Here is a 16,087-nt window from a genome sequence, read left to right as displayed (position 1 = left end):
CTCACTCGTGCCGCTGCATCGCGGAGGCGTGCTTGGTGTCGCGCATCAGGGCATACACCAGGAACGAGATGAAGATCATACCGGCGAGGTAATAGAAGAACCACTGCTCGTGGCCCTGCTGCTTGAAGAACAGGGCGATCGCGGGCGCCGTGCCGCCGAAGATCGAGACCGTCACGGCATAGGGCACGGCTACGCCGGTCGCGCGGACGGCCGTCGGAAACAGCTCCGCCTTCACCACGGCATTGATCGAGGTGTAGCCCGCGGTGAAAATCCAGGCGCCGCAGATCAGCAGGAACGCCGTCCAGGCGGATTTGGTGCCGGCGAGCGTCGTCAGGATCGGCACGGTCAGCAGGGTGCCGGCTATGCCGAAGAACATCAGCACCGGCTTGCGGCCGATCCTGTCGGAGATCAGCCCGTAGACCGGCTGCAGGATCGAGGCGAAGATGAGCGAGCCGGCGATGACGTAGGTCGTCACGATATCGGAAAGGCCCACCGTCTGCTTGACGAAGGTCTGCATGTAGGTGGTGAAGGTGTAGAAGGCGGCGGTGCCGCCGGCCGTGAGGCCGACCACGATCGCGACCTCGCGCGGATATTTCATCAGGCCGCGCAGCGAGCTTTCTCGCGTCATGGTGCCCTTCGCGGCCTCGAACGCCTCAGTCTCCTGCATGTGCCGGCGCATGACCATGGCGGTGATGGCGAGTGCCGCGCCGATGACGAAGGGAATGCGCCAGCCCCAGGCCACGAGTTGCTCGTGCGTGAGGAAGACGTTCTGCAGCAGGAGCAGCACGAGGATGGCGGTGAGCTGCCCGCCGATCAGCGTCACATACTGGAAGCTCGAATAGAAGCCGCGATGCTCGGGATCGGCGATCTCGGTCAGATAGGTCGCGCTCGCTCCGTACTCGCCGCCGAGGCTCAGGCCCTCGATGATGCGCGCCAGCGCCAGCAGCGCGGGGGCGGCGAAGCCGATCGTCTCGTAGGTCGGGGTGAAGGCGATGATCAGCGAGCCGAAGCACATCATCAGCACCGACACCATCAGCGACAGGCGTCTGCCGTAGCGGTCCGCCAGATGGCCGAACAGCCAGCCCCCGACCGGGCGCACGATGAACCCGGCGGCGAACAGCGTGGCGGCGTTGAGCTGCTGCACGACGGGGTCGTGCGAGGGGAAGAAATGCGGCGCGAAATAGAGTGCGAAGGCCGTGTAGGCGTAGAAGTCGTACCATTCGACCAGATTGCCGACGGAGCCGATGAAGATCGCCTTGATCCGGCGCCTGGCGTCGGCGAGCTCGATGGGGTGCGGATGGTGCGGCTGCTGCGCGCTGACGTCCGACATGGCGGCCTCTGCATGGGACGGGGGAACGTCAGAGGCAAGCGCCGCGATGCGGGCAGGATGCGGTCTGGTCGCCTCCCGGCGGGGAAGAGACGCTTGTTATGCGATGCTCCCGGCCATGCGTCCAGAGAGGCGCCCGGCGCTCGCTGGCGGTAAGCCCCGTGCTCTGCGCATGGAACTTTTCGATCAGGGCCTGACCAGCTGCGGGCTGAGATTGGGCGCGAGGTTCGGCGCGACGATCCGCACGGCACGACGCTCGCCCGTGACGCTGCGCGATTCGCTCTTCAGCCCGTCGCCCTTGTCCAGAACCTTTTCTCCGACCGTATCCGGCCCGACGCCCGCCGATTCCGTCCCGGATGTCGGGGAGTTCTCGGAGGGCAGTGGCTTCTCGTCGGCCGCTTCGGCAGCCGGGGCCGGCGTGACGGCGGCTTCCGCCGCGGCGCCTCGGCGCTTCGGGTCCGGCTTCGGCCGCGAGAGCTCGGCCGCACGCTGCTCGGTGACGATGACGTCCCCCTTGCGCTTGTCGAGCAGATATTCGGCGTTCTTCAACGTCTGCGACCAGCTCTGGCCCTGGGCGCGGCAGGTGCAGGTCGAATCGACGCTGTGCTGGTACTTTCCCGCGTTCGGCAGCGACGAATAGGGCTGCCCGGTCGAGCGCGAGGCCGCGTTCTGGATGTCACCGCCGGCGCTCATGCCGAAGGCCGTGGTCTCGGCGTTCGGGCAGAGCGCCTGGCACATCTCGTCAGCGTTGCCGGTATTGTTGGCGAGCGGGAAGAAATAGCCGTCGCAACTGCGCACGCAGACGGTCTGCGGTCCGCCCAGACGCGGCTTTTCCGGCTCGATCACCGATTGCTCGGGGTCGAGCTCGGGCAGCGTCGAATCGACCCCGCCCAGCCCGGGATCGCGCCCGAAGATGGTGTCGAAGAAGCCGCGTTGGCGTGGCCCGCAATTGTTGCTGATCGCGGCTGCGAGCTGGGCACGCCGCTGCTCGAGGCCGCCGCCCTGGGCCTGCCGCTGCAGGGCGCCGTATTGGGCCTGGAGCTGGCCCAGCTGGGCGCGGATGCTGCCGCATTGCGGCGGTACCTGCTCGCCGAAGAAGAGGAAGCCGCCGCGTTCGCAGCCCATCGCGCGATACTGGCCGCTCAGCCTGGCGAGTTGCGCGCCGACGCGCTGGGCTGCCTGTGCGGCCCGCGCATCGCCACCGCTTCGTCCTTGCAGGCTCTGAAGCTCCGCCCGCCACGCCTCGCAGGATGCGGACTGGGCAGCGGCCGCTCCGCTCATGGCCGTCAGCGCCAGCAGAGCCACGCCGAAGCGTCTGGAAATTCGCAGCATCATCGCAAGTCGGGTCACGTCATCCACTTGTCGGAGCAGGCCATCCGGCCTTGAAACTCCCGCCAACAACACCCGCCAAACGCGACGGAACTATGGAACCCGCCCTCAGGCCCGACGCTGACTCGGCCAAGCCGGCACGGCCCGGCATGCCACATCCAGGCCTGCGCGACAATCCGCGCCGGCGCACGCCACGCCGCCGGTGGACAAGTTCCAATCTTGCGAACGACCGTCCTTTTCTTCGCGCGAGGCTGTGTCCACACCCCCCGAAAATGCTCTAGAAGCACCGCGACGATCCTGCGATTTTTACCCCGCCAGCTCCATCCGCCGCGAGGCCGCGCCGCCCATGTCCGCTTTCCTGCCGCTTCACGAAGCCGTCATCCCGGAATTGCCGAACTATTATCGCGGCAAGGTCCGGGAGAATTACGATCTGCCCGACGGCAGGCGCATCCTGATCTCGACGGACCGGCTTTCGGCCTTCGACCGCGCCATCGCCTCGATTCCCCTCAAGGGGCAGGTGTTGACCCAGACGGCGCGGTACTGGTTCGAGCGCACGGCCGACATCTGCCCGAACCACGTGCTCGAATACCCCGATCCCAACGTGGTCGTCGGCAAGCGCCTCGACATCCTGCCGGTCGAGATGGTCGTCCGCGGCTATCTCGCCGGCACGACCGGCACCTCGATCCTGACCCTCTACAAGCAGGGGCAGCGCGAGATGTACGGCATCCGCCTGCCGGACGGCCTGCGCGACAACCAGGAGCTGCCGCAGGCGATCATCACCCCGACCAGCAAGGCCTTCGACGGCGGCCATGACGAGCCGCTCTCGGCGGCGCAGATCGTCGGCGGCGGCCTGCTGACGCAGACGCAGTGGGACACGGTGTCGGCCCATGCGCTGGCACTCTTCGCCCGCGGGCAGAAGCTCGCCGGCGAACGCGGGCTCATCCTCGCCGATACGAAATACGAGTTTGGAACCGACGCTGAAGGCAACATCCTGCTGGCCGACGAGATTCACACTCCCGATTCGAGCCGCTACTGGTTCGCCGAAAGCTACGCCGAGCGGTTTGAGTCCGGCGGCAAGCCGGAATCCTTCGACAAGGATTTCGTGCGCAATTGGGTGGTCGCACGCTGCGATCCCTACAAGGAGGAGTTGCCGCCGATCCCGCAGGAGCTGATCGACCAGACATCGGCCGTCTACGTCCGTGCCTACGAGACGATCACGGGCGAGGCCTTCGCCTATCCGCCGGAGGGTGAGGACCCGCTGGAACGGATCCGGCGCAATCTGGCGAAGTATTTCTGAAAGCGCGGCGGGAGCGCATTTCGCCCCTTGATCCGATCTCGAGGGGCCAGGCGGCGAAGGATGCCGTTCGGAGATCTGGATCGGGCGCCTAGGACCCGTCCTCCTCGCGGTAGTTGCCCGCGAGCAGCCGGCCGCGCTCGGTCAGGGTCGAAAGCACGCGCTCGAACACCTTGATCTCGTCGGCTGCGATGCCCTCGATCCAGCGCGCCTCGAAGCCCAGCGCCAGCGGCACGATCTGGTCGTAGACCCGCTTGCCGGCAGGCGTCAGCGTCACGAAGGATTCGCGGCGGTCCTGCCGGTTCTCGGCGCGCGAGACCATGCCGCGCTTTTCGAGCTCCGTGACGGCGCGCGAGACCTTGGTCTTGTGCATCTGGGCAAGCTCGCCGATATCGCGCGAGGTCAGCTTCCCGAACTCGCCGAGCTGCGCGACCACGCGCCATTCCGGAATGCCGATGCCGAAATGCTCCGCATAGATTCGGCCGAGCGCCCGTCCGCCCAGCGTGCCCACTACATTGAGGCGGTAGGGCAGGAAGCGTTCCAGCCGGAGAAGCTGATCCTGCGGGGAGGGCGTCGGTTTCGCTGACATGGGCTGGGTCTGAGGGTTCCGGAAAGCCTGGCGGGCCGGCGCGGCTAGCATCCGCAGCCATGGATCGCAAGCATAGAGGGCGACTGCGGCATTGTCTTCCCGCTCGCCGCGCGTGCGACGGCACTGGTCGCGGAGCGGCCCCGGCCCTTCGGGCTACGCCGAATGCTCGCTGGAACTCCTCCTGCCCGAGCGGCTAAGCTCCGCCGACCAGATGTCGTGGAAGGCTCGATGGCAGGACGGCCGCAGGTTGAAGCGAGGGCGGCGCTGGCGCGACAGTGGTCGCGCCATTGGCTGCGCGCCTGCCGCGATATCCCGGAGCGCGCGCTCGGCGTGCTCGATCGGCCGGACGAGCCGGGGCGGCGGATCCACGATTTCCGCCGTCTGATGAAGGCCTGGCGCGCCCTGCTGAGGCTCGCCCCGGCGGCCTTGGCCGAGGAGGCGCGGGCCGTTCGGCGTGAGGCCGGCCGCCTGCGGCGTCGCTTCGGCGTGGCGCGCGATGCAGACGTCGTCGCCAGGATCCTGAGGAAGCTTTGCCCGGCCCGTGGCAAGCAGCCGCAGGGGCAGGATGCGGCCGGCGAGTTGTTGCGCGGCCAGCGCGATTCCGCGCGGCGGGCGCTGCGGCGGCTTTCGGAGCGAGTGGCAGGCTGGTCCTTGCCGGATCACGCCGACGACTTCCTGACGCCGGCCTTCAGGCGCAGTTATCGCAAGGCGCGGCGCCAGGCGGGCGGTGATCCCCGTCAGATGGATGTGGAGAGCCTGCACGGCTGGAGAACCCGGATCGTCGATCTGGGCTACCAGCTGAGCTTCCTTTCTCCGGCCGATCCCGGGCGCCTGACACGGCTGGCGCGGCGGGCGGAGCGTCTGCGGGGGCGTCTCGGTGAGGTGATCGACCTGAACCTGGTCAGTCGCCATCTCGCCGAACAGCCGCCGCGGGAATCCGGATCATGGCTGGAGCACGAGATCGAGCGCCGAACGGTCAGGCAGCGCCGCCGTGCCGCGAAGCTGGCCGCCCGGCTGTTTGCCCGGCGCCCCAGGCGCGTCGGCGCCGAGCTGCAGGAGGCGATCAGCCGCCGCCCGCCGCGTCGGATCAAGTTGACCTGACGTCGCCGCGGCGATCGGCGGGGAGGCGTGCCGCGCTCAGCGCGCCTTCAGACGGTTCATAAACGAGTCATACGAAAGCTCTGCAACCTGCCACCAGAGCAGGTTCTCACCGCGGAACGCGACCATCGATTCGTAACCCTTCTTGAAGTCGGGGCTCTTCGCGCTGGTCTCCGCATAGTACTCGTCGGCGGCCTTCAGCGCCGCCTCCATCACCGGCAGCGGGAAGGCGCGCAGCTGGGCGCCTTGTGCGACGAGGCGGCGCAGGCCGCCCGGATTCACGAAGTCGTACTTCGCGAGCATCCAGTTGTTCGCCGCCTCGCAGGCGTGCTGGACGATCGCCTGATAATGCTTCGGCAGCTTGGCCCAGGCTTCCTTGCCGATGATGAGGTGCAGCATGGCGCCGCCCTCCCAGAAGCCGGGGTAGTAGTAATACTTCGCGACGCGGATGAAGCCGAGCTTCTCGTCGTCATAGGGGCCCACGAATTCGGCCGCGTCGATCGAGCCGCGCTCGAGCGCCGGGTAGACATCGCCCGGCGCGATCTGCGTCGGCACCACGCCGAGCTTGGCCAGCACCGAGCCGCCCATCCCGCCGATGCGGAACTTCAGCCCCTTGAGGTCATCGACGCTCTTGAGTTCGTTGCGGAAGAAGCCGCCCATCTGGCAGCCGGAATTGCCGCAGGGAATCGAATAGGCGTTGAAGCGGTCCAGCACGCCGTTCACGATCTGCTCGCCGCCGCCGAAATACCACCAGCTATGCTGCTGGCGCGCGTTGAGGCCGAAGGGGATGCCGGTGCCAAGGCCCAGCGTCGGGTCCTTGCCGATGTAGAAATAGGTCGGCGAGTGCGCGCATTCGACCGTGCCGGAGGAGACCGCATCGAGCGCCTGCAGGCCGGGAACGATCTCGCCCGGCGCGAAGACCTGGATCTCGAACTTCCCGTCCGTGGCGTCGGAGACATATTTCGAGAACTGCTGCGCCGTGCCGAAGATGGTGTCGAGCGACTTCGGGAAGCTCGACGTCAGCCGCCATTTCACCTCGGGTTGCGACTGCGCGACCGCGGGCGCCGCGACGGCGGTCGCGGCTGCGGCGAGAGCCCCCGTTTTCAAAAACGAGCGACGTTCCATATGGTCTCCTCCCAAGGCCTGTTCAGAGCAGGTGCCGAGCGGATTGCGATGCAACGCGGTCGGTCCGGCTCAAAAGCTTGTTGCGTCCTTATTGGCGCGTCCGGGAAGGAATGAAAAGGGATGAAGCTCGCCTCTCTCTCGCATGGCCGCGATGGCCGCCTGGTCGTGGTTTCCAGGGATCTGACGCGCGCGACCGACGCCTTCCCGGTCGTCGCCACGCTTCAGGCGGCGCTCGACGACTGGGAGCGGTTCGCACCGCGCCTCGCCGACCTCGCTGAAGGGCTGGAGCACGGCTCGGTGCCGTCCTTCCGCTTCCACGAGCATGACTGCGCTTCGCCGTTGCCCCGCGCGTTGCAGTGGCTGGATGGTTCCGCCTATGTGAACCACGTCGAGCTCGCCCGGAGGGCGCGCGGCGCGACAACGCCGGAAAACTTCTGGACCGATCCGCTGATGTACCAGGGCGGCAGCGACGCCCTGCTTGCGCCGCGCGGGCCGATCCATGCCCGCAGCGAGGAGGACGGCATCGATTTCGAAGGCGAGGTCGCGGTCGTGACGGGCGACGTGCCGATGGGCGCGAGCCGCGATCAGGGTCTAGCCGCTATCCGTCTCGTCATGCTCGCAAATGACGTGAGCTTGCGGAATCGAATTCCGAGCGAACTGGCAAAAGGCTTTGGATTCGTTCAATCAAAGCCGTCTTCGGCCTTCTCGCCGGTCGCCGTTACGCCCGATGAGCTGGGTTCCGCCTGGCGCGATGGCAGGCTGCATCATCCGCTCCTGGCTCAGCTCAACGGCGCGCCCTTCGGCCGGCCCGAGGCCGGCGCCGACATGACCTTCGACTTCGGCACGCTGATCGCCCATGCCGCGGCGACGCGCAGGCTCTCGGCCGGCACGATCATCGGCTCCGGCACCGTCTCGAATCGCGATGCTGATGGCGGCCCCGGCAAGCCGGTCGCCGAAGGCGGGCTGGGCTATGTCTGCATCGCCGAGCAGCGCATGGTCGAGACGCTGCGCCACGGCGAGCCGAAGACGCCCTTCCTGCGTTTCGGCGACACGGTGCGCATCGAGATGAAGGATGCGGCCGGGCATTCGATCTTCGGTGCCATCGAGCAGGAGGTGCTGCCGCATGGCTGACGCGGGCTACGGCCGACGCGGGGCGTTGGCCGCCCACTTCCGCAAGATGGCCCACAACAACGCCTGGGCGAACTGGCGGCTGCTCAGCGCCTGCGCCCAGTTGAGCGACGCCGATTTCAAGGCGGAGCGGACCAGCTTCTTCCCCTCCCTGCACGGGACGCTGAATCACAATCTGATGGTCGATCTGTACTACATCGACGCGCTCGAACGGGGCGGCCTCGGCCGGCAGGTCTTCGCGCGCTTCCAGCCTCTGGACATCGCACAGCTTCTGCCGGCCCAGGCGGCGACGGACCGGCGCCTGATTGGCTTCTGCGATGGAGCAACCGATGATCTGCTGGCGACCACGGTGACGACCGACCGCGGCGAGAGCGGCCGGATCGAGGAGCGCGTCGACGACATGCTGGCGCATCTTTTCCAGCACCAGATCCATCACCGGGGCCAGGCCCATGCCATGCTCGCCGGCACATCCATCGCGCCGCCGCAGCTCGACGAATATTTCCTGCTGCACGATTCGCAGCAGACCCGCGTCGAGCTGCGCCGTCTCGACCTCGCCCCGCCTGAAGACCTGCTCTGATCGCCGCCGGCGGCGTCCTGCTTGGCGGCGGCGGGGTCGCCGGATAACCTGCGCCCCAAGAACCGCCTGCCGCGAGAGCCGAGAACCATGATCGACCCCGTGCCGCTCTATTCGACGAGCATCCCGCTCGCCTTCTTCATCTGGGGCCCGGTCTTCGTCGTGGTACTCTACTGGCTCGTCGGCTTCTGGTCGAACCGGCAGGGCGTGCCGCGCATGCTGGAAAGCGATTGGGACGGCTATTCGGTCGCGGATGTCGAAAAGCTGTTCGGACTTTACGGCGAGGCCACGCGGGCGCGCTACCGCAACCGGGTGCTCCCGGCCGACGTCGCCTGTGCCTTCGCCTATGCCATCGTCGGCGCCATGCTGGTCGCCGGGCTGGCGATGCGCGGCCAGCCCTGGTGGGTCGCGGCGCTCTGCGGCGGGGGCTGGCTGGTCGGCGGGCTCTGCGACGTGGCGGAGAACCTCGCGGTCGCCCGCCTGCTCGACCGCTATCCCCGCGTCGAGGCCGGCGATGTCGCGTTCGCGAGCGGCATGACGCGGCTGAAGCTGGTCTTCTTCGCGCTCGGCGTGGTCGGCGCGCTCGCCGCCGCCTATCTCGTTTTCAAGCCCCTGGCGGCCTAGGTCCGGCGTGCCCATATCCGCTCGGCATCGTCGCCAGGGAGTTGACCAAGCCATGCGCCGTTCCATCGTTCTCTCGGCCTTCGCCGCCATGGTGTTCGGCCTGGCGTCGGCCGCGCCCGCGATGGCGCAGGAGGACCTGATCTTCAAGAAGTCGACCGTCTGGAAGGCGCTGACGCCGGACGACAAGCTCGCCGTCTACGGTGTCGACGACCCGCTGGTCGAGGGGGTCGCCTGCCACTACACGGTGCCTGAAAAGGGCGGCGTGAAGGGTATGTTCGGCGTGGCCGAGGAGGTCTCGGAGGTTTCGCTGGCGTGCCGCCAGATCGGGCCGATCAGGTTCAAGGACAAGGCTGAGCAGGGCGACGTCGTCTTTCGCGAGCGACGCTCGCTGATCTGGAAGAAGATGCAGATCGTGCGCGGCTGCGACGCCAAGCGCAACGTGCTGGTCTATCTCGTCTATTCGGACAAGCTGATCGATGGCTCGCCGCAGAATTCGACCTCGACCGTGCCGATCATGCCCTGGGGCAGCGCTGGCGAGGCTCCCAAATGCAGCGACTGGATCAGGTAGGCGAGGGGATCAGCCGCCACAGGTGATGCTGAGCGGCTGCTCGGCGGGTGCGGTCGCGCTCGGCTTGGTCACGGTGCCGGTGAAATCCGCGCGGTCGGCCGTGCCGAAGGCGACGGCCTTGCCGAAGCCCTGCGATTCGCACCAGGCATTGGCGACGATCTTGCCGCACTCCGCCTTGGTCGAGATGCAGTCGGCGATGCCGTAGCCGTCGCTGGCGGGGATCAGGAAGGTCCGTTCCTCATTGGGAGCGGCGGCGGGGCGGCTCATCGGCATGATCGAGAGCGAGATGCCGGCGACGGCGATCCCGAGCAGTCCGGCAAAAGCCACGGCGCGGCGCATGGGGCGAGATTCCTGAGGGCGTCGGGCGAGGAACCCGAGAATCGGGAGCATGGTTCCCGCCGGTTAAATTTGGATGAAGCCGCGCAATGCCGGGGCAATGCTGCGATGCAACATCGAGGCGCCCCCTTGACGGAAAGCCCGCGGGAAGGCAATCAGTTTTGTCATGACGCGAGCCGCCATCAACAGCCGGATTTGCATTATTTGCCGCTAGCCTTCGCTGGCCGGCTGCTCACGTCCTCGTCCTGAAAAACGAACCGACAAAAGCGCCCCGGCCAGCGGCCAGGCCGTTTTTCGCCGTTTGCCGTTTCGTTGCAGGACTTTTGCCCCGATGTCGCCGACCCTGAGGCTCTACAACACGCTGACGCGGACGAAGCAGGACTTCGCGCCGATCGATGCGTCGAATGTCCGGATGTATGTCTGCGGCCCGACGGTCTACGACTACGCCCATATCGGCAACGCCCGCCCGGTCATCGTCTTCGACGTGCTCTACCGGCTGCTGCGGCACATCTATGGGGCGGAGCACGTCACCTATGCCCGCAACCTCACCGACGTCGACGACAAGATCAACGCCCGCGCGGCGCGCGACTATCCCGGCCTGCCGCTGAACGAGGCGATCGCGAAGGTCACGCAGACCACGACGGCGCAGTTCCATCGCGACATCGACGCGCTCGGCACTTTGCGGCCCACCACCGAGCCGCGGGCCACCGAGCATATCGAGGAGATGAAGGCGATCATCGAGCGCCTGATCGCACGCGGCGTCGCCTATGTCGCCGAGGAGCATGTCCTCTTCCATGTTCCGGCCGTCGCCCATCTCGTCAAGGCGCCGAAATACGGCACGCTCGCGCGCCGCTCGCTCGACGAGATGCTGGCCGGCGCCCGCGTCGATGTCGCGCCCTATAAGCGGGACGCGATGGATTTCGTGCTGTGGAAGCCGAGCCGCGATGGCATCGACCCCGGCTGGCCGTCGCCGGCTGGCATCGCCACGCCCGGCCGCCCCGGCTGGCATATCGAATGCTCGGCCATGTCGATGGCCAAGCTGCTGACCCCCTTCGGCGGCGGGCTCGCCTGCGACGACCCGATGAGGAACGTCTTCGACATCCATGGCGGCGGCATCGATCTCGTCTTCCCGCACCATGAGAACGAGATCGCCCAGTCCTGCTGCGCCTTCGGCGCGGCGGAAGGGCAGCCGCTCATGGCCAATATCTGGATGCATAACGGCTTCCTGCAGGTCGAAGGCGAGAAGATGTCGAAGAGCCTCGGCAACTTCGTCACCATCAATGAGCTGCTGGAGACGGATGTGTTCGGCGGCCGCAAATGGCGTGGCGATGTTCTACGCTTTGCAATGCTGAGGACCCACTACCGCCAGCCAATCGACTGGACGGAACGCAGCCTGTTGGAAGCAGAGCGGACGCTAAACAGCTGGGGGCGGGTGTGGGTGCCGGATCAGATGGCCGCTATCGTCATTGATGAGGTCGAAGCTGCACTCTGCGATGATCTTAACACGGCGGCGGCAATCGCTGCTTTGCACAAGGTCTACAATGAAGCCGAACGCGGTGACGCTGCTGCTGGTAGGCGGTTGACGAAAACTCTGATGGCATTGGGTTTTGGCGACCTTTTCCGGGGAAGTGCAGGCAGTTTTGGCCTCACGGATGCGGAGAAGGCCGATATCGAGCGCCTCATCGCCGCCCGTCTCGATGCCCGCCGCGCGAAGAACTTCGCCGAATCCGATCGCATCCGCGACGAGCTCGCCGCCATGGGCATCGCCCTCAAGGACGGCAAGGACCCCGCCACCGGCGAACCGACGACCACCTGGGAGGTGAAGCGATGAGCCCGAAGATCCGCCCCGCCGGCTCGCTCTCCCTCGCCATCAAGCTCGTCATGCTGGCGATGGTCATGCCCCGCGTCGTCCGCTTCAAACTGAGGCGCGAGCGATGAGAACCGCCCGCATCCATCTCTTCGACACCACGCTGCGCGACGGCGCGCAGACGACGGGTGTCGATTTCTCGCTCGACGACAAACGCGCGGTCGCGGCACTGCTGGACCGTCTCGGCGTCGATTATGTCGAAGGTGGCTATCCCGGCGCCAACCCGCTCGACACCGCCTTCTTCGCGGAGAAGCCGACCCGGCAGGCGAAGTTCGCCGCCTTCGGCATGACCAAGCGGGCAGGGCGCTCGGCCGCGAACGATCCAGGCATCGCCGCGCTGCTGGAGGCGAAGGCCGACGCCATCGTCTTCGTCGCCAAGAGCTGGGATTACCACGTCCATGTGGCACTCGAGATTTCGCTGGAGGACAACCTCGCCGGCATCCGCGAGAGCGTCGAGGCGGCGAAGGCGGCCGGGCGCGAGGTGATGCTCGATTGCGAGCATTTCTTCGATGGCTACAAGGCCAATCCCGATTATGCGCTCGCCTGCGCCCGCACGGCCTATGAGGCCGGCGCCCGCTGGGTGGTGCTCTGCGACACCAATGGCGGCACGCTGCCGGACGAGGTCGGCGCAATCGTGCGCGAGGTCGCCAAGGTCGTGCCCGGCGACAATCTCGGCATCCACGCCCATGACGATTGTGGTTGTGCCGTCGCCAATTCGCTGGCGGCGGTCGAGGCCGGCGCGCGGCAGATCCAGGGCACGCTCAACGGCCTCGGCGAGCGCTGCGGCAACGCCAATCTCGTGACGCTGATCGGCGCGCTCAAGCTCAAGGAGCGCTATCGCGACCGCTTCGAACTCGGCGTCAGCGAGGACCAGCTCGGTGAGCTGACCCATGTCTCGCGCGCGCTGGACGAGATGCTGAACCGCGCTCCGAACCGGCATGCGCCCTTCGTCGGCGCCTCTGCCTTCGCCACCAAGGCCGGCATCCACGCCTCGGCCGTGCTGAAGGACCCGCGCACCTACGAGCATGTCATGCCCGAGGCGACCGGCAACACCCGCAAGGTGCTGATCTCCGATCAGGGCGGCAAGTCGAACCTCGTCGCCGAGCTCGAGCGCATCGGCGTAACGCTCGGCCGCGACGACCCGCGCCTCAACCGCGTGCTGCAGGAGGTCAAGGACAAGGAGGCGCAGGGCTATGCCTTCGAGGGCGCCGATGCCTCGTTCTTCCTGCTGGTGAAGCGCATCCTCGGCGAAGTCCCGGATTATTTCACGGTCGAGCGTTTCGCCGTGAATGTCGAGCGTCGCTACAATGCGTTGGGCGAGCTCGTCACCTTCTCCGAGGCGATCGTGAAGGTGAAGGTCGGCGAGGAGGTACTGATCTCCGCCGCCGAAGGCGAATCCGGGCCGGTTCACGCGCTCGACATCGCCTTGCGCAAGGACCTCGGTCGCTATCAGTCGCTGATCGAGGGGTTGCGCCTCGTCGACTACAAGGTTCGCATCTTCCAAGGCGGTTCGGATGCCGTCACCCGCGTCCTGATAGATTCGCGCGACGAGCGCGGCGAAAGCTGGACCACGGTCGGAGTCAGCGCCAACATCATTGACGCCTCCTTCCAGGCGATGGTGGATTCCATCACCTACAAGCTGGTGAAGGCCGGCGCGACGGCCTGAGGCCCGGCGCCGTCCTGCCCATTCGCGTGGTCCCCGATGTCATGCGGCGTCCGGGGTGCGGATGCTCGCCCCAGCGGCGAGCCTGACGAGGCCGCGTCCGATCCGCCGTCACTCCGTCAGGCGGATGACGCGGTCCTTGCAAAGATCCATGTCGGCATCGCTTGTGGCGTCGTCGTCGAAGGCCGCCTGGACGGTGTAGCTGCAGCCCTGCGGCTTGTTGAGCTTGAGCACGACGCTCTTGCCGGGCGCGAGTGGCTTCGCCAGCTTGGCGACGAGCCGTGGCTGATCCCCCGCTGTCATGATCGCGAACTGGCTCAACGGCACGGTACGCTGGTTGGAGATGGTGATCTGCGGATGCGGCCGGGCCGCCTGCGCCGCGGCCGGCAGGGCAAGGCCGAGAGTGGCGCCGATGCCGAGGCCCAACGCCGCGAGTGTGCGGAATGCCATGGTCGTGTCTCCCCGTTTGCGAGCGTCGAGCGCTCCCGGGCAATGAGGCGCGCCGGTTTCGACCGGAGCAAGGCGGCTTTTGGACGAAGCCGGGCGAGTGGCTCCAGGCGCAGGGCATATCTCGCAAGAAGCTGCATGCACCGGCGTGGATTTGCGCCTATATGGACCGCACAAACTGGAATCGCTCGAAAATGACCCTGCCCGCCGCGCCCTCGCAGGCGCCGAGCCTGCCTCGTTCCGTCGGCCTCAAGCCGAATTCAGGCTTCATCGCGACCTTCCGCGCGCTCTGGCCCTATCTCTGGCCGGCGGAAAGGGCGGACCTGAAAGGCCGCGTCGTTGGCGCCTTTGCGCTGATGCTGGCCGGTCGCCTGGTGCTGATGGGCGTGCCCTTTACCTTCAAATGGATCACCGACGCGCTGGCGGGGGCGCATTCCAGCGTCGAGAACTGGCTGCCCTGGCTCGTCGGCGCGCCGCTGGCGCTGACGCTGCTCTACGGCCTGGCGCGGGTCGGTTCCTCGGCCTTCGTCCAGATGCGCGACGCCATTTTCGCGCCGGTCTTCATGCATGCGGTCCGCACGCTGGCGCTGCAGACCTTCGGCCATCTCCATTATCTGTCCCTGCGCTTCCACCTCGAGCGCAAGACCGGCGGGCTCACGCGGGTTCTGGAGCGCGGCCGCAACGGTATCGAGGAGATGGTGCGCCTCGGGCTCAACCAGCTGGTGCCGGTCATCATCGAGGTCGCGCTGATCATTGCCGTGCTGCTCGGCCTGTTCGACTGGCGCTACGTCGTGGTGCTGGTGGCGATGGTGGTGATCTACATGACCTACACCATCAAGGCGACGGAGTGGCGCATCGCCATCCGTTCGGCGATGAACGAGTCAGACACCGACGCCAACTCCAAGGCGATCGACTCGCTGCTGAACTACGAGACGGTGAAGTATTTCGGGGCGGAAGCGCGCGAGACCGCGCGCTACGATACCGCGATGGCGCTCTACGAGCGGAACTCGATCAAATCCTACACCTCGCTCGCCTGGCTTAATTTCGGTCAGGCTGCGATCTTCGCCGTCGGGTTGACGCTCTCGATGCTGATGGCGGTCCGCGGCTTCCAGGCCGGGACCAACACGGTCGGTGATCTCATCCTGATCAACTCCATGCTGATCCAGCTCTATCTGCCGCTGAATTTCATGGGGACCGTCTATCGCGAGATCAAGCAGGCGACGCTGGACATCGCCCAGATGTTCTCGCTGATCGGCCGCGACCCCGAGATCCAGGACAAGCCCGGCGCCGAGCCGCTGCGGGTTCCCGCCGGCCGCGTCGTCTTCGAGGACGTGCATTTCGCCTATGTGCCGGAGCGGCCGATCCTGCGCGGCGTCTCCTTCGCGGTCGAGCCGGGACGGACCGTCGCCATCGTCGGCCCGTCCGGCGCCGGCAAGTCCACGATCTCGCGGCTGCTGTTCCGCTTCTACGAACCGCAGAAGGGCCGCATCCTGATCGACGGGCAGCCGATCGCCGACATCCAGCAGGTCTCGCTGCGGGCTGCCATCGGCATGGTCCCGCAGGACACAGTGCTGTTCAACGACACCATCGAGTACAACATCCGCTACGGCCGGCCGGAGGCGACCATGGAAGAGGTCGAGGAGGCCGCGCGCCTTGCCCAGATCGACCGCTTCATCCGCACCTTGCCGGAAGGCTATGCTACCTCGGTCGGCGAGCGCGGCCTCAAGCTTTCGGGGGGCGAGAAGCAGCGTGTCGCCATCGCCCGCACCATCCTGAAGGGGCCGCCGATCCTGGTGCTCGACGAAGCGACCTCGGCCCTCGATTCCTTCACCGAGAAGGAGATCCAGGATGCGCTCGACCGCGTCAGCGAGGGGCGCACCACCCTGGTCATCGCGCACCGGCTCTCGACCGTCGTCAACGCCGACGAGATCATCGTGCTCGACAAGGGCGTCATCGTCGAGCGCGGACATCATCGCGACCTGCTGGCTGCCGACGGCGTCTACGCCGCGATGTGGAACCGTCAGCGCGAGGTCGACGAGGCGAAGGCCACCCTGCAGCGTGCGACGGAAGCCGAAGGCGAGAGCGTGCGGGTCAAGCTGGCGACCTGACGGCACCGCT

General features: G+C 66.8%; 15 protein-coding genes. 9 read left to right on the top strand and 6 right to left on the bottom strand.

Going from position 1 to position 16,087, the window contains the following annotated elements; translation table 11 throughout:
• Nucleotide 1: 1 nt before the first annotated feature.
• Together BGO20_RS07540 and BGO20_RS07535 are read right to left on the bottom strand one after the other, a co-directional pair.
• Nucleotides 2-1,330: an MFS transporter gene (locus BGO20_RS07540; RefSeq protein WP_291661188.1), complete on the bottom strand. Its 1,329-nt coding sequence runs from the start codon at nucleotides 1,328-1,330 to the stop codon at nucleotides 2-4.
• A gap of 183 nt (nucleotides 1,331-1,513) precedes the next feature.
• On the bottom strand, nucleotides 1,514-2,677 hold the full coding sequence (locus BGO20_RS07535; protein WP_291661186.1) for a DUF2865 domain-containing protein: 1,164 nt from the start codon (nucleotides 2,675-2,677) through the stop codon (nucleotides 1,514-1,516).
• A gap of 325 nt (nucleotides 2,678-3,002) precedes the next feature.
• On the opposite strand from BGO20_RS07535, the gene BGO20_RS07530 reads away from it, so the two are divergent.
• A complete protein-coding gene (locus tag BGO20_RS07530) occupies nucleotides 3,003-3,953 on the top strand; it encodes a phosphoribosylaminoimidazolesuccinocarboxamide synthase (RefSeq protein WP_291661185.1) in 951 nt (316 codons plus the stop codon).
• A gap of 88 nt (nucleotides 3,954-4,041) precedes the next feature.
• On the opposite strand, the gene BGO20_RS07525 is transcribed toward BGO20_RS07530, so the two are convergent.
• Complete coding sequence (locus tag BGO20_RS07525; RefSeq protein WP_291661183.1) at nucleotides 4,042-4,539, bottom strand: MarR family winged helix-turn-helix transcriptional regulator; 498 nt, start codon at nucleotides 4,537-4,539, stop codon at nucleotides 4,042-4,044.
• 162 nt (nucleotides 4,540-4,701) lie between these two features.
• On the opposite strand from BGO20_RS07525, the gene BGO20_RS07520 reads away from it, so the two are divergent.
• Nucleotides 4,702-5,640, top strand: coding sequence for a CHAD domain-containing protein (locus BGO20_RS07520; RefSeq protein ID WP_362889244.1), 939 nt, complete (start codon nucleotides 4,702-4,704; stop codon nucleotides 5,638-5,640).
• Nucleotides 5,641-5,676: 36 nt separating this feature from the next.
• Here BGO20_RS07520 and BGO20_RS07515 read toward each other — a convergent pair whose 3' ends face one another.
• Nucleotides 5,677-6,762 carry a TRAP transporter substrate-binding protein gene (locus tag BGO20_RS07515; protein ID WP_291661180.1) on the bottom strand — a complete coding sequence of 362 codons (1,086 nt, stop codon included), beginning with the start codon at nucleotides 6,760-6,762 and terminating at the stop codon, nucleotides 5,677-5,679.
• 120 nt (nucleotides 6,763-6,882) lie between these two features.
• Between BGO20_RS07515 and BGO20_RS07510 the strand changes: the two genes are divergently transcribed.
• The 4 genes from BGO20_RS07510 (at nucleotide 6,883) to BGO20_RS07495 (ending at nucleotide 9,656) form a co-directional block, all read left to right on the top strand.
• Entirely contained in the window at nucleotides 6,883-7,893 is a 1,011-nt protein-coding gene (locus BGO20_RS07510; protein ID WP_291661178.1) for a fumarylacetoacetate hydrolase family protein, read from the top strand.
• Nucleotides 7,886-8,467: a DinB family protein gene (locus BGO20_RS07505; protein ID WP_291661177.1), complete on the top strand. Its 582-nt coding sequence runs from the start codon at nucleotides 7,886-7,888 to the stop codon at nucleotides 8,465-8,467. Before BGO20_RS07510 ends, BGO20_RS07505 begins: the two co-directional genes overlap by 8 nt.
• An 87-nt stretch (nucleotides 8,468-8,554) precedes the next feature.
• Nucleotides 8,555-9,088, top strand: a complete 534-nt coding sequence (locus BGO20_RS07500; RefSeq protein ID WP_291661176.1) for a hypothetical protein — start codon at nucleotides 8,555-8,557, stop codon at nucleotides 9,086-9,088.
• Between the two features lie 52 nt (nucleotides 9,089-9,140).
• A complete protein-coding gene (locus tag BGO20_RS07495; protein WP_465246007.1) occupies nucleotides 9,141-9,656 on the top strand; it encodes a CreA family protein in 516 nt (171 codons plus the stop codon).
• A gap of 9 nt (nucleotides 9,657-9,665) precedes the next feature.
• Here the strand turns inward: BGO20_RS07495 and BGO20_RS07490 are convergent, their stop codons facing one another.
• Nucleotides 9,666-9,995: a hypothetical protein gene (locus tag BGO20_RS07490; RefSeq protein ID WP_291661174.1), complete on the bottom strand. Its 330-nt coding sequence runs from the start codon at nucleotides 9,993-9,995 to the stop codon at nucleotides 9,666-9,668.
• 328 nt (nucleotides 9,996-10,323) lie between these two features.
• On the opposite strand from BGO20_RS07490, the gene cysS reads away from it, so the two are divergent.
• Nucleotides 10,324-11,823, top strand: a complete 1,500-nt coding sequence (gene cysS / locus BGO20_RS07485) for a cysteine--tRNA ligase (RefSeq protein WP_291661173.1) — start codon at nucleotides 10,324-10,326, stop codon at nucleotides 11,821-11,823.
• A 103-nt stretch (nucleotides 11,824-11,926) separates the two neighbouring features.
• The gene (gene cimA, locus BGO20_RS07480) at nucleotides 11,927-13,525 is read left to right on the top strand and encodes a citramalate synthase (RefSeq protein ID WP_291661172.1); all 1,599 of its coding nucleotides are present in this window, start codon (nucleotides 11,927-11,929) and stop codon (nucleotides 13,523-13,525) included.
• 108 nt (nucleotides 13,526-13,633) lie between these two features.
• On the opposite strand, the gene BGO20_RS07475 is transcribed toward cimA, so the two are convergent.
• Nucleotides 13,634-13,972: a hypothetical protein gene (locus BGO20_RS07475; protein WP_291661170.1), complete on the bottom strand. Its 339-nt coding sequence runs from the start codon at nucleotides 13,970-13,972 to the stop codon at nucleotides 13,634-13,636.
• 191 nt (nucleotides 13,973-14,163) lie between these two features.
• Between BGO20_RS07475 and BGO20_RS07470 the strand changes: the two genes are divergently transcribed.
• A complete protein-coding gene (locus BGO20_RS07470) occupies nucleotides 14,164-16,077 on the top strand; it encodes an ABCB family ABC transporter ATP-binding protein/permease (protein ID WP_291661169.1) in 1,914 nt (637 codons plus the stop codon).
• Nucleotides 16,078-16,087 lie beyond the last annotated feature (10 nt).

Source organism: Allobosea sp. 67-29 (assembly GCF_001898115.1).
In the GTDB taxonomy this organism is placed as follows: Bacteria; Pseudomonadota; Alphaproteobacteria; order Rhizobiales; family Beijerinckiaceae; genus Allobosea.
The sequence above is the reverse complement of the archived record's forward strand: the minus strand, read 5'-3'. Positions and strand labels throughout refer to the sequence as shown.

Coding starts and splice junctions, on each gene's coding strand:
- BGO20_RS07530 (WP_291661185.1), top strand. CDS start 3,003: ATGTCCGCTTTCCTGCCGCTTCACGAAGCCGTCATCCCGGAATTGCCG.
- BGO20_RS07540 (WP_291661188.1), bottom strand. CDS start 1,330: ATGTCGGACGTCAGCGCGCAGCAGCCGCACCATCCGCACCCCATCGAG.
- BGO20_RS07525 (WP_291661183.1), bottom strand. CDS start 4,539: ATGTCAGCGAAACCGACGCCCTCCCCGCAGGATCAGCTTCTCCGGCTG.
- BGO20_RS07495 (WP_465246007.1), top strand. CDS start 9,141: ATGCGCCGTTCCATCGTTCTCTCGGCCTTCGCCGCCATGGTGTTCGGC.
- BGO20_RS07505 (WP_291661177.1), top strand. CDS start 7,886: ATGGCTGACGCGGGCTACGGCCGACGCGGGGCGTTGGCCGCCCACTTC.
- BGO20_RS07490 (WP_291661174.1), bottom strand. CDS start 9,995: ATGCGCCGCGCCGTGGCTTTTGCCGGACTGCTCGGGATCGCCGTCGCC.
- cimA (WP_291661172.1), top strand. CDS start 11,927: ATGAGAACCGCCCGCATCCATCTCTTCGACACCACGCTGCGCGACGGC.
- BGO20_RS07520 (WP_362889244.1), top strand. CDS start 4,702: ATGCTCGCTGGAACTCCTCCTGCCCGAGCGGCTAAGCTCCGCCGACCA.
- BGO20_RS07515 (WP_291661180.1), bottom strand. CDS start 6,762: ATGGAACGTCGCTCGTTTTTGAAAACGGGGGCTCTCGCCGCAGCCGCG.
- BGO20_RS07500 (WP_291661176.1), top strand. CDS start 8,555: ATGATCGACCCCGTGCCGCTCTATTCGACGAGCATCCCGCTCGCCTTC.
- BGO20_RS07475 (WP_291661170.1), bottom strand. CDS start 13,972: ATGGCATTCCGCACACTCGCGGCGTTGGGCCTCGGCATCGGCGCCACT.
- cysS (WP_291661173.1), top strand. CDS start 10,324: ATGTCGCCGACCCTGAGGCTCTACAACACGCTGACGCGGACGAAGCAG.
- BGO20_RS07470 (WP_291661169.1), top strand. CDS start 14,164: ATGACCCTGCCCGCCGCGCCCTCGCAGGCGCCGAGCCTGCCTCGTTCC.
- BGO20_RS07510 (WP_291661178.1), top strand. CDS start 6,883: ATGAAGCTCGCCTCTCTCTCGCATGGCCGCGATGGCCGCCTGGTCGTG.